13 protein-coding genes and 1 pseudogene are annotated in these 10,930 nt (G+C 72.0%); 6 read left to right on the forward strand and 8 right to left on the reverse strand.

The window, feature by feature from the left end:
- The first annotated feature begins 173 nt into the window (after positions 1-173).
- Both P1P70_RS09505 and P1P70_RS09510 read left to right on the forward strand, forming a co-directional pair.
- Positions 174-1,709, forward strand: a complete 1,536-nt coding sequence (locus P1P70_RS09505; protein ID WP_319236196.1) for a CehA/McbA family metallohydrolase — start codon at positions 174-176, stop codon at positions 1,707-1,709.
- A 168-nt stretch (positions 1,710-1,877) separates the two neighbouring features.
- On the forward strand, positions 1,878-2,708 hold the full coding sequence (locus tag P1P70_RS09510; RefSeq protein WP_319236177.1) for an SAM-dependent methyltransferase: 831 nt from the start codon (positions 1,878-1,880) through the stop codon (positions 2,706-2,708).
- Positions 2,709-2,848: 140 nt separating this feature from the next.
- Here the strand turns inward: P1P70_RS09510 and P1P70_RS09515 are convergent, their stop codons facing one another.
- Positions 2,849-3,700 (reverse strand): endonuclease/exonuclease/phosphatase family protein, encoded by an 852-nt coding sequence (locus P1P70_RS09515; protein ID WP_319236179.1) that lies wholly within the window; start codon positions 3,698-3,700, stop codon positions 2,849-2,851.
- A gap of 74 nt (positions 3,701-3,774) precedes the next feature.
- On the opposite strand from P1P70_RS09515, the gene P1P70_RS09520 reads away from it, so the two are divergent.
- Positions 3,775-4,182, forward strand: coding sequence for a nitroreductase/quinone reductase family protein (locus tag P1P70_RS09520; RefSeq protein WP_319236180.1), 408 nt, complete (start codon positions 3,775-3,777; stop codon positions 4,180-4,182).
- A gap of 125 nt (positions 4,183-4,307) precedes the next feature.
- On the opposite strand, the gene P1P70_RS09525 is transcribed toward P1P70_RS09520, so the two are convergent.
- Genes P1P70_RS09525 through P1P70_RS09535 form a run of 3 tightly spaced genes read right to left on the reverse strand, consistent with a single transcriptional unit; the run spans position 4,308 to position 6,136 of the window.
- Positions 4,308-4,439 carry a hypothetical protein gene (locus P1P70_RS09525; RefSeq protein ID WP_319236182.1) on the reverse strand — a complete coding sequence of 44 codons (132 nt, stop codon included), beginning with the start codon at positions 4,437-4,439 and terminating at the stop codon, positions 4,308-4,310.
- A gap of 7 nt (positions 4,440-4,446) precedes the next feature.
- The gene (locus P1P70_RS09530; RefSeq protein WP_319236183.1) at positions 4,447-5,331 is read right to left on the reverse strand and encodes an alpha/beta hydrolase; all 885 of its coding nucleotides are present in this window, start codon (positions 5,329-5,331) and stop codon (positions 4,447-4,449) included.
- Positions 5,332-5,380: 49 nt separating this feature from the next.
- The gene (locus P1P70_RS09535; RefSeq protein ID WP_319236185.1) at positions 5,381-6,136 is read right to left on the reverse strand and encodes a class I SAM-dependent methyltransferase; all 756 of its coding nucleotides are present in this window, start codon (positions 6,134-6,136) and stop codon (positions 5,381-5,383) included.
- A gap of 133 nt (positions 6,137-6,269) precedes the next feature.
- On the opposite strand from P1P70_RS09535, the gene P1P70_RS09540 reads away from it, so the two are divergent.
- On the forward strand, positions 6,270-7,238 hold the full coding sequence (locus P1P70_RS09540; protein ID WP_319236187.1) for a virginiamycin B lyase: 969 nt from the start codon (positions 6,270-6,272) through the stop codon (positions 7,236-7,238).
- A 137-nt stretch (positions 7,239-7,375) separates the two neighbouring features.
- Positions 7,376-7,933 (forward strand): hypothetical protein, encoded by a 558-nt coding sequence (locus P1P70_RS09545; RefSeq protein ID WP_319236189.1) that lies wholly within the window; start codon positions 7,376-7,378, stop codon positions 7,931-7,933.
- Here P1P70_RS09545 and P1P70_RS09550 read toward each other — a convergent pair.
- Complete coding sequence (locus P1P70_RS09550) at positions 7,930-8,973, reverse strand: helix-turn-helix transcriptional regulator (RefSeq protein ID WP_319236191.1); 1,044 nt, start codon at positions 8,971-8,973, stop codon at positions 7,930-7,932. The genes P1P70_RS09545 and P1P70_RS09550 overlap by 4 nt on opposite strands.
- A 194-nt stretch (positions 8,974-9,167) precedes the next feature.
- On the opposite strand from P1P70_RS09550, the gene P1P70_RS09555 reads away from it, so the two are divergent.
- Positions 9,168-9,563 (forward strand): RidA family protein, encoded by a 396-nt coding sequence (locus P1P70_RS09555; RefSeq protein ID WP_319236197.1) that lies wholly within the window; start codon positions 9,168-9,170, stop codon positions 9,561-9,563.
- Positions 9,564-9,583: 20 nt separating this feature from the next.
- Here the strand turns inward: P1P70_RS09555 and P1P70_RS09560 are convergent, their stop codons facing one another.
- The 3 genes and pseudogenes from P1P70_RS09560 to P1P70_RS09570 all read right to left on the reverse strand — a co-directional run.
- The gene (locus P1P70_RS09560; RefSeq protein WP_319236193.1) at positions 9,584-10,102 is read right to left on the reverse strand and encodes a cytidine deaminase; all 519 of its coding nucleotides are present in this window, start codon (positions 10,100-10,102) and stop codon (positions 9,584-9,586) included.
- A 10-nt stretch (positions 10,103-10,112) separates the two neighbouring features.
- Positions 10,113-10,649, reverse strand: a complete 537-nt coding sequence (locus P1P70_RS09565; RefSeq protein ID WP_319236194.1) for an AAA family ATPase — start codon at positions 10,647-10,649, stop codon at positions 10,113-10,115.
- A pseudogene (locus tag P1P70_RS09570) lies at positions 10,646-10,930 on the reverse strand (hypothetical protein); the annotation flags it as partial. The pseudogene P1P70_RS09570 and the gene P1P70_RS09565, both read right to left, overlap by 4 nt.

Genomic DNA, 10,930 nt, shown 5'->3' on the forward strand with positions numbered 1-10,930 from the left:
GCGCGCGCTCTCCCGCTCTCTCGAAAACTGGCGATTCCCTTCCCTTGCCCCACAGTTCACCACCGCATACGAAGGTGGCACGCACCACCGCACGCACCACGCCACACATCACCACGCACCACCCACGCACCACCCACGCCATGTCACTCACGACCGACCCGGGGAGCAGCAGCATGTGCGACGACGACCACGGTGACGGGAACGGACTGGGAAGGCGCGCGCTGTTCGTGACGTCGGCGGCGGCCGCGCTTACGTTGGGAAGCGTGACCTTTTCGACGAGCGGCGCCGAGGCCGCGGACGGCGAGCAGGAGACCAGGACGATCAGGGGGACCCTCCCCACCGGCTCCCCCGACTTCGTTTATCTGCCGGTCGAAGTACCGTCGGGGGTAAGGGAGTTGAAGGTCTCCTACAGCTACGAGAGAACGACCGTCCCGGCCGGCACGATGGGCAACGCGCTCGACATCGGCGTCTTCGACGAGCGCGGCACCGAGCTGGGCGGCAAGGGCTTCCGGGGCTGGTCGGGCGGCGCCCGCACCGAGTTCTTCATCCGGACCGACGAGGCGACCCCGGGCTACGTCCCGGGCCCCGTACGCCCCGGCACCTGGCACATCGCGCTGGGCCCGTACACGGTGGCACCGGACGGGCTGCCGTACGAGATCACGATCACCCTGACGTACGGCCGGCCGGCCGCGCCAGTGCAGCCGGTGTACCCGCCGGAGCGCGCCAAGGGGCGGGGCCGGGCCTGGTACCGGGGCGACTGCCACCTCCACTCCTGGTACTCCGACGGCCGCCGCACCCCCGCCGAGCTGGCGGCCCTCGCCCGTGCCGCCGGCCTGGACTTCATCAACAGCTCGGAGCACAACACCCAGTCAGCGCACGCCCATTGGGCCGAGCACGCGGGTGACGACCTGCTGATCATGCTGGGCGAGGAGGTCACCACGCGCAACGGGCACGTGGTGGCGCTCGGCGTCGACCCGGGCACGTTCGTCGACTGGCGGTACCGGGCGCGGGACAACCGGTTCGGCAGGTACGCCCGGCAGATCCGGCGCGCCGGGGGCCTGGTCGTCCCGGCCCATCCGCACGCCACCTGCATCGGCTGCAACTGGAAGTTCGGCTTCGGCGAGGCCGACGCGGTGGAGGTGTGGAACGGGGCGTACTCGCCGGAGGACGAGGTGGCGCTCGCCGACTGGGACGGCATGCTCGTCGCGGCCGTGCGCGAGGGCCGCCGGGACTGGATCCCGGCGATGGGCAACAGCGACGCGCACCGCGACCCCGATCCCGTCGGCCGCCCCCAGACGGTGGTCCTGGCCGACGAGTTGAGCCGGGAGGCGATCCAGGAGGGGCTGCGGGCGGGCCGCTCCTACGTCGCCGAGTCCAAGGAGGTGTCCGTGTCGTTCACGGCGTCCGGGGGGCGGGGCGAACACGCGGGCATCGGCGAGCGGTTGAAGGTGGACGCCGACACCCCGGTCACCGTCCGCCTGGAGGCGACGGGCTCCGCCGGCTGCACCATCCGCTTCGTGACCGACCAGGGCGTCCTGTTCACCTCGCCGGCGATCCCGGAGTCCGGTACGGGCGCGGCCGAGTGGCGTACGACGGCCTCGTACGCGGCGTACGTACGCGCCGAGGTCCGCCGGCCGCCGATCGTGCCGGGTTTCCCGGGCCCGATGGCGGCCTTCACCAACCCGATCTTCCTGGGACGGCGACGCTAGGGGCACTGTCCCGCAGGGCTGTTCACCTGGCAGCCAGCAGGAAGATCCGACGACGGTAGGGGGAACCCTCGTACGAAATACTCGTGTTGGGCTTTAGGTTTGGCTCGACACAACACGTGCGTCTGTCTGTGTGCCGACGCACCTGCACGGCGACAGGAGACGGCGCCCATGACCGATCACGCGACGACGCCCGACCCGGCGGCGGCTCCGGCGGCGAAGGAGAAGGTCGACACCTCGGTGCCCGCCTCCGCCCGCATCTGGAACTACTGGCTGGGCGGCAAGGACAACTACCCGGTGGACGAGGCGGCCGGTGACGCGTACGCCGGCGCGTTCCCCGGCATCGTGACCATCGCCCGCAGCAGCCGCGCCTACCTGCGGCGCAGCATCCGGCATCTGGTGGAGGTGGAGGGCGTCCGGCAGTTCCTGGACGTCGGCACCGGGCTGCCCACGGCCGACAACACGCACCAGGTCGCCCAGCGCAGCGCGCCGGAGGCGCGGATCGTCTACGTCGACAACGACCCGATGGTCCTCGCGCACGCCCGCGCGCTGCTGTACTCCGCCCCCGAGGGCGCCACCGCGTACGTCGACGCCAGCCTCTACGAGCCGGAGCGCATCCTGGAGGCCGCGACGGTGACTCTGGATCTCTCCCGGCCGACCGCGCTGATCCTCAGCGGCATCCTGGGGCACGTCGGCTCGTACGACGAGGCCCGTGACATCGTCCGCCGCCTGCTCGCCGGCCTCCCCTCCGGCAGCTACCTCAACATCAACGAGGGCTCCCGGGGCACCGACCCCGACTACGAGCGGGCCCAGGACGCCTACAACGAGACGGGCGCCGTCCCGTACTACCTCCGCCCGATCGACCAGATCACCGGCTACTTCGACGGTCTCGACCTGCTCCCCCCGGGCATCGTCTCGGTCCCCCTGTGGCACCCGGACGACTCGACGACGGGCGAGCCGAAGCCGATCGGACAGCACGGCGGGGTCGGCCGGAAGCCGTAGGGCACGTCGGGCGGTGCGGTGCGGTGCGTACGGCCGGGGCCTTCAGCGCGCCCCGGCCCCAGCCCCGTGCCGGGCCCCGGCACCCACCGACGTTTGCGGCCCCGCTGTCTACCGCGCGCCCCCTCCCGCACCCCCGTTCGTCAGTCCGCCAGGTCGGCCACGACGGCCGCGTGGTCGGAGGGCCATACGCCGTCGACGGGGCCGTCGCCCGCCCTCCGTACGGCGCGTACGTGGCCGAGTCCCCCGGGGCCCGGCGGTCCGACGTGGATGTAGTCGACCCGTACGCTCGGCCCGTGCGACCCGGCGACGTACGGGTTGGCGAGGTCCCAGGTGGCCGACGGGGCGCCCGGTTCGGCGTACTCCCAGACGTCGAAGAAGTACTGTCCGGGCACGGCGGGCGCGGTCCGGTAGCCGCCGAACAGCCGGACCTCGTCGGAGTCGGGCCAGGCGTTGAAGTCGCCGGTGATCACGGGCGGATGGCCGGTGTTCCCGCCCCGGTGCCGGGCCACGAACTCGGCCAGCGCGGTGACCTGGCGGCAGCGCTGCGCGGACGCGTCGGTCTCGGAGCTGAGATGGGCGGTGAAGAAGGGGACGGGCGCGCCGGGTGCGTCGAGGAGGGCGTGGAGCGCGCCGCGCCCGCTGCCGCCCTCCGCCGTCGGCAGCCCGATGGCGTCCCGCTCAAGGACGGGCCACCGGCTGAGCACGGCGGTACCGATCCCGACACCCGGGTCGCCGATCCGCCGCTGCCAGCGCTCGGCGTCGCCGTACTCACCCCAGGCCCAGTGCATGCCGAGTTCCCGGGCGAGCCACCCGGCGAGGTTCCCCTCTCCGCTCTCCGCGCCCTCGCCCTTCCGCTCCCAGACCCCCTGCTCCCAGACCTCCTGCAACCCGACGACATCGGGGCGCAGTTCGCGCAGCACGGCGAGGATCGCCTTCTGCCGCTCCTGCCACGGCCCGAACCGCCACCACAGGTTCCACGTCACGACCCGCACCGGCCACCCACCGCCTTCGCCCCGTACCCGATCCTGTACTCCGTACCTCCCACGCCCCGAGGAGAACCACGCCGATGACCCGCGCATCAGATCGCAAACAACGCGTCGTGACGGCCTTCCAGCGTCACGTCGCCAACCCGCTCCTGCGCAGGGTCCCCCTCCAGACCCTCCTGGAGACCACGGGCCGCACGTCCGGCCTCCCGCGCCGCACCCCCATCGGCGGCCGCCGCGTCGGCGACACCTTCTGGCTGGTCTCCGAGTACGGCGACGCCTCCCACTACATCCGCAACATCAAGGCCGACCCCTCGGTCCGCGTCCGCATCCGGGGCCGCTGGCACGAGGGCACGGCCCACCTGCTCCCCGACGACGACCCGATCGCCCGCCTGCGCACGCTGCCCCGCATGAACAGCACGGCGGTACGGGTACTGGGTTCGCGCCTGCTGACGGTGCGGGTGGACCTGGCGGGGCGGAGCGGCGCGTAGCCGGTTCGGCGGCGGTAACCGCCGTCACAGCACCTTCCACCACCTGGGCCGGTTCTCGGCGGAGTCGTCCAGCCACCAGAGGAGGTACGGCGCGGCGACCACATGGGTGTCGAGCAGCAGTCGCATCAGCGCGTCCCGAAGGCGTCGGCGATGTCGTCGGGCAGTTCGTCGAAGCCGTCGGGGATGTGGATCCGCCCCCGGAGCGAGCCACGGCCGGTCCGCTTCACCTCGGGACGCAGCGGCACCAGCTTGGCCACCGGCGGATCAACCGAGACGGGCGTACAGGTCCTCGACGAAGTGCCGTACCGCGTCCGGGGCCCGGAGGGTCGGGAAGTGGTCGGCGGACGGGAGGCGGACGAGGCGGCAGTGGGGGATGCGGTCGGCGATCTCCTCGTTGCAGCGGACGACCTCCGGCTGGTCCTTCTCGCCGAGGAGGAGGGCGGCGGGGAGATCGAGTTCGCCGAGGCGGTCGAAGGCCGGCGGCGCCGGCGTCTCGTGGCCGTACGTCGTGAACCACGCCGGGATCGCCGCCCGCAACGCCGCCTCGGCCTCGACGTCGGGGCTCGGGCCCGCCCCGCCCCACAGCCCCAGCCCGAGGGCGACCAGACCGTCCATGTCGCCCTCCTTGGCGAGCCGTCCGATCTCCTCCGTCAGCTCGGCCGACTCCACGCCCGCGTAGCCGCTGACCCCCGGCACGACCAGGCCCAGCCCCGCCACCCGCGCCGGCTCCTCCAGGGCGAAACTGATCGCGGTCGAGCCGCCCATGCTCGACCCGACGACCACCGCACGGGACACACCAAAGTGGTCCAGCACCGCTCGCAGATCCCCCACCTGCGTGTACGACGTCCCCGGCCTCGGCGACCTGCCGAACCCCCGGGCGTCGTACCGGATCACCCGGCACCGGCCGTCCAGCCCGGCTGCGCCCGCGCCTGCGTCTGCGCCTGCGCCCGCGCCTGCGTCCACTCCAGCGCCTGCGATCACGCGATCCCAGATGCGCGAGTCCCCGACGCCGGGGTGCAACAACACCACCGGCGGCCCTTCCGCACCCGCACCCGCACCCGATCCCGGTCCCGGTCCCGGTCCCGGTCCCGAGTCGTCCGCCCAGACCTCGCCGCCCTCGACCCGCACCATGCACGCCACGCGCTTCATGGTCACGACTCTGCCCGAGCGGCAGAGCGGAGCAAAAGCATCGAATCGGTCAGGGCGACGTTGGCCGACACGCCACGAACACGAACTCCTTACCTGGCCGGTCGGGAGCGTCCCGTACGTCCTCGACCGTGTAGCCGTGCGCGAGCAGGTCCGCCTCGAGCTCCCCGCGTTCGCGGAATCGGAGGGTGGAGTCGGAGGTGAGGATCGCGTCCTCGTCCGCGTCGTCCCCACCGGCTCCGTCGAGGACGTAGTGCCAGCGGAAGGACACCAACGGGCCGGTGACCTCGGTCAGTTCCACCCAGCTCTCGACCCGGCCGAAGCCCGGGACGTCGGTCACCCCGTACGACGCCTCGCGGTTCCAGGCCTCCCAGGCCCGTCTCGCCGGGTCTCGGGTCTCGAAGACGAGGCGACCCCCCGGCCGCAGCGCCTCACGTGCGGCAATGAGCGTGCGTCGCCACAGCTCCGGATCGACGACCGCCTGCGCCACATTGGCCGTCATCGTGACGAGGTCGACCTGGAGCGGTGGGAGGTCCCTCGCGTCACCGTGGATCCAACGGACCCGGTCCGCTCCCGGTTTGGCCCGCGCGACATCGAGGGAGGCGCCGGCCGGGTCGACCCCGACGACCTCCACGCCACGCTCCGCCAGCAGCAGCGCGAACACGCCTGTCCCGCAGCCGATGTCCAGCACCTTCCTCGCGCCGAACTCCTCCGTGACGAGCAGATAGGCGTCCAGGTCGGCGCGATCGGGGTCGAGCGGATCGTAGAGCTCGGCCAGCCGTCGGTCGTGGAAGATCTCGTCAGCCATGCCGACACCCCTCCCCCGTCCAAGGGCCCTTGATACGGCGGGAATTCACGCGACACGGCACGCCCGCATTGGCGATTGTTGACTCTGACCACCGACCACCGACCACCGACCACCGACCGAGGAGTCCCGCCCTATGCCCGATCGCCAAACCACCGTGTCCGTCACAGAGTTCGCCGTCTCCGACGCGGAGGCGGGGCCGTACGGTGTCACGGCCGGGCCGGACGGCGCGTTGTGGTTCACGTTGGTGCACGCCGGGCGGATCGGCCGGCTCGCGCTCGACGGTGAGGTCACGTCGTACGCCCTCGCGTCGACGACCGGCGGGCCGTCGGTCATCACGGCCGGCCCGGACGGCGCGCTGTGGTTCACGGAGTTCCAGGGGCATCGGATCGGGCGGATCACCACGGCGGGCGAGGTCACGTCCTTCACTCTGCCGACGCCCGGGGCCGGCCCGTTCGGGATCGCGGTCGGCGCCGATGACGCGCTGTGGTTCACGGAGTCGGGGGTCGACCGGATCGGCCGGATCACGACCGAGGGAGAGGTCACCGAGTTCCCGCTGCCGCTCACCGGGGCGTTCGCGTCGGCCATCGCGGCCGGGTCGGACGGTCGGCTCTGGTTCACGATGAACCAGGCGAACGCGATCGGTGCGATCACGCTGGACGGGGAGGTCACGGTCCACCCGCTGCCGACGCCGGGCGCGGCCCCCGTGGGTATCGCCGCCGGTGGTGACGGGGCCCTGTGGTTCGTCGAGATCGGAGCCGGTCAGATCGGGCGGATCACCACGGACGGCAAGATCGACGAGTTCCCGCTGCCGGACCGCGAGTGCCGCCCGCACGCCATCGTCGACGGCACCGACGGCACTTGCTGGTTCACTGAATGGGGCGCGAACCGCGTCGGCCGGATCAGCCACGACGCCGGCCACCCGGACACGCACGAGATCCACGTGAGTCACGAGACGGACGTGAGTCACGAGACGCCCGACATCCACGAGTACGACCTGCCGACCCCCTCCTCCGAGCCCCACGGAATCGCCCTGGGGCCGGACGGCGCGGTGTGGACGGCCCTGGAGACCGGTTTCCTGGCCCGGGTCGAGGTACGCGGCTGAGGCGTGCGTTTCCGCGAGGGGGCGGGCAACCTCAGATTGTGCTCTGAACCCGCCCCATCGCCTTGTCGACGTCGTCGCCCCGGTGTCACGATCACGGCCTTGCCCGCCACCAACGGGCCGACTTACGGGGGTCGTTCATGTCACCAACTGCACGCAGGCAGGACCGCGCGCGCACCGCCGTCCTGGCGCTTCTCTCGGCGGCTGCTCTCCTCTCCACCGCCGCTTGCTCGTCCGGCTCCGACGGTGACACCGGATCATCGGAACGACAGCCCGGAAGGTCGGTCGAGCAGCCCCGGGCGAAGGCGACCCCGGCCTCCGACGCGAACGAGGACGACACGGCTCACGAGCTGGCGGACGAGGCCCCGGACCCGGTGGCCGATCGCGTGGTCCTGCGTCAGAACAAGACGCGGAACAGCGCGCACCTCGAGTTCGAGGCGGCGAGGAAGGGTGAGGGCAAGGCCCTGATCGTCGCCGTGAGCTGCGAGGGCAAGGGCGCGGTCGAGGTCGTACTCCGCCCCACGGGCGCCTCGTTCCCCATGGAGTGCCTCGACGGCGAAGTGACGCACATCAACAACGAGTTCGCCATCGACGACGCCGACCGCGCCGGCACGGTCTCCGTCACCGCCGCCCCGGGAGTGCACTGGTCCCTCTCGGTGGGCCGGGGCGAGCCGGCGGAGCATGACCTCGACGACTAGGGCGTAGGGGGAAGGGGCTGATCACCGCTAGAGCGAAGGGGCTGGTCACCGCCGGTGGGCGGCTCTGTCGTGGAGCCGGCCCCGTAGCGGCCGGCCATCGCGGCGGCGCGGTCGCGCAGAGCCGTGCGCAGCGGCGCCGGGGCCAGGGCTTCCGCGTCCGTGCCGAGCTGCCACAGCGCCCACTCGGCGTGTCGCAGATCCTGGAACGTCACCTCCAGCCGCAGCCAGCCGTCCGCGTCGGGTTCCGCGGCGCGGACGGCCACCACGGTGCCCAGCAGTTCCTCCCGCCGGTCGGGGTTCACCCGTACCAGCACGGCGATGTGATCGGTGGAGAGGAACGTCGCGCAGCGTTCTCGCCAGACCCGGTCCAGGTCGACCGCGTGCGGTCGCCGGGCCGGTTCGGGGAGTTCCTCGGCGGCCAGCACCCGCGACAGCCGGTAGGTGCGGTCCGCACCGGCTCTCGTCGCCAGGAGATACCCCCGGTCGCGCACCGTGACCAGGCCGATCGGGTCGACGGTGCGCCACCGGGGTGCCTGGTCCGTGGCCGCGTAGTGGATGCGCAGTTTGTGCCCGGCGAGCACCGCGCGGCGGATCTCGGTCATCGTCGTGCCGGGCACGTCCTCCGTGGCCGGGCGGCGCGAGAGCAGGTCGGTCTCCGGCTCCACGAGAAAGCGCCGGGCCGCGTCACTCGCGGTGGCCTGATGGCTTTCGGGCAGGGCGTCGACCACCTTGCGCATGGCCGAGGCGAGCGCGGAGCCCAGGCCGAACGCCTGCTCGCCGCGCCCCGATCCGGCGGTCAGCAGGGCGAGGGCCTCGTCCTGATTCAGCCCGGTGAGCTCGGTCCGGAAGCCGGGTAACAACGAGAACCCGCCGTGCCGGCCGCGTTCGGCGTAGACCGGGACGCCTGCCGCGGATAGCGCCTCGATGTCGCGCAGCACGGTACGGGTGGACACTTCCAGCTCGCGGGCCAGCGTGTCCGCGGTCAGCCGACCGCGCTGACGGAGCAGCAGCACCAGCGAGACCAGCCGATCGGCGCGCATACGAGGACCGTATCGAAAACCTCGAACACCTCGAACACCTCGGATACATCGAGCACCTCGGATGCATCGGATACATGACGGGGGATGTCATGTTTCGTTGCAAGGCTCTGTGCACCGACGTCATCGGAGGCGGCCGACGCGCCGTTCCGTCGGACGTCCGTACTCCCGACGACTCGCGAGGAGCTGATGTGACAGTGGAACGAACGGCGGTCAACCCGGTGGCCTGGTCCCTGGAGTTGGGCTTCAACCAGGGTGAACTCGTCTCCGGGCACACCCGGACCCTGTACTGCTCGGGACAGACCGCGACGGGCGGCGACGGCAAGCCGCGGCATGAGGGGGACATGGCCGCGCAGTTGGCGCTGAGCCTCGACAACCTGGAGGCCGTCCTCGGTGAGGCCGGCATGTCCCTCGCCGACCTCGTCCGGCTCAACGTCTACACCACCGACGTCGATCTGCTGTTCCCGCACTACGGTGTGCTGGCCTCGCGGTTGGGCTCCGCCGGGGTGGCGCCGGCCACCACGATGCTCGGGGTGGCACGGCTGGCGGTCCCCGGCCTGATGGTCGAGTTGGAGGGGACCGCCGTCGCGTGACGCGAACCTCGCTGCCTGCCTCAGCCCGTGCCGGGTGACGGGGACGGCGGGGACTGCTCGGGGTCGAGCTGGTGGTCCGCCCAGACGTAGGTCTCGGGCAGCAGGTCGGTGATGGGGACGGCCCGAAGCTGGTCGTCCCTGCCTCCGCCTCCGCCTCCGACTCCGCCTCCGCCTCCGCCTCCGCCGACGATGACCTTGAGGGTGGGGAAGTAGTCGAGAAGGGCCTGTCGGCACCGGCCGCACGGGGGGACCACTCCACGGTCGCGGTCGCCCACGGCGACGATCACGTCCAGCTCGTACGCGCCCTGGGCGGCCGCCGTGCCGATCAGGACCAACTCGGCGCAGGGGCCTCCGGTGAAGTGGTAGGCGTTCACGGCGGTGACGATCCGGCCGTCCCGGGCCCGGGCCGCCGCTGCCATGGTGTGGTTGTCGCCCCGGCAGCGCGTGCGGGCGACGTCGGCTGCGGCCCGGACGAGTTCGCGGTCGACGGGGTCGCGGTCGACGACTTCGCGGTCGACGGGTTCGGTGTGCGCGGTCATCGTCACAGCCTCACGCACCCACCCGCTTGAGCACCAGCTCCGCCAGTTCGCCCGGGCTCGACCCGCCGTCCAGGAACACCGTGTCGGAGGGCAGCGTGTCGACCGCGGCCGTACAGGCGGCGATGCGGTCCTTGCACCAACGGCGGACCCGTTCGTCCTGCTCGGGGTCGTCCGGGGTGAAGCTGCGGCCGTCGATACGGGCGGTCAGCACGTCCTCGGGGACCCGTAGGAAGAAGTGGTGGAGGGGGATGCCGGCGGCCTCGATCGCTCCGAACACCTCAGCCACGTAGCCGGACTTCACGAGAGTCATCGGCACCAGCACCGTCCGCTGCCCGTACTCCTCCGCCAGCCCCACCAGGAACCCGGCCACCTGCCGCCGCCACAGCCGCAGATCCTGGAAGTCCCCGGTCGGCACCTCCACGATCTCGCGGAGCACGTACCCGATCACCTCCGGATCGAAGACCAGCGCGTCGGGCCACCGCCCCCGCAGCTCCTCCACAAACGTGCTCTTGCCACTCCCGAAGGCCCCGTTCACCCAGACGATCACCAGCCGACCGTACCCATGTCCTCTCCGGACCGCACGCCTGTCCGGGCGAAGTCGGCCAGTGCCGTGAAGTCCGGCTCACGCAGGCCGAGTCGGGGGTCTATGCGATGCAGCAGGGCGTGGGCTCCGTGGCGTCCGGTGACGAAGGTGCGGTCGATCGCGCTCAGTTCGTCGTCCACCCACGCGAACGGGCGCCCCGCCGCGTGCTCGACGAGATGCGGGGTCTTCCAGAACAGGCCGGTCGGCAAGGACACCGTGTCGGGCCCCCGGTCGCGGCCCGCCCC

This window comes from Streptomyces sp. MB09-02B (assembly GCF_033794485.1).
Taxonomy (GTDB): Bacteria; Actinomycetota; Actinomycetes; order Streptomycetales; family Streptomycetaceae; genus Streptomyces.

Coding starts and splice junctions, on each gene's coding strand:
- P1P70_RS09505 (WP_319236196.1), top strand. CDS start 174: ATGTGCGACGACGACCACGGTGACGGGAACGGACTGGGAAGGCGCGCG.
- P1P70_RS09510 (WP_319236177.1), top strand. CDS start 1,878: ATGACCGATCACGCGACGACGCCCGACCCGGCGGCGGCTCCGGCGGCG.
- P1P70_RS09520 (WP_319236180.1), top strand. CDS start 3,775: ATGACCCGCGCATCAGATCGCAAACAACGCGTCGTGACGGCCTTCCAG.
- P1P70_RS09530 (WP_319236183.1), bottom strand. CDS start 5,331: ATGAAGCGCGTGGCGTGCATGGTGCGGGTCGAGGGCGGCGAGGTCTGG.
- P1P70_RS09535 (WP_319236185.1), bottom strand. CDS start 6,136: ATGGCTGACGAGATCTTCCACGACCGACGGCTGGCCGAGCTCTACGAT.
- P1P70_RS09540 (WP_319236187.1), top strand. CDS start 6,270: ATGCCCGATCGCCAAACCACCGTGTCCGTCACAGAGTTCGCCGTCTCC.
- P1P70_RS09545 (WP_319236189.1), top strand. CDS start 7,376: ATGTCACCAACTGCACGCAGGCAGGACCGCGCGCGCACCGCCGTCCTG.
- P1P70_RS09550 (WP_319236191.1), bottom strand. CDS start 8,973: ATGCGCGCCGATCGGCTGGTCTCGCTGGTGCTGCTGCTCCGTCAGCGC.
- P1P70_RS09560 (WP_319236193.1), bottom strand. CDS start 10,102: ATGACCGCGCACACCGAACCCGTCGACCGCGAAGTCGTCGACCGCGAC.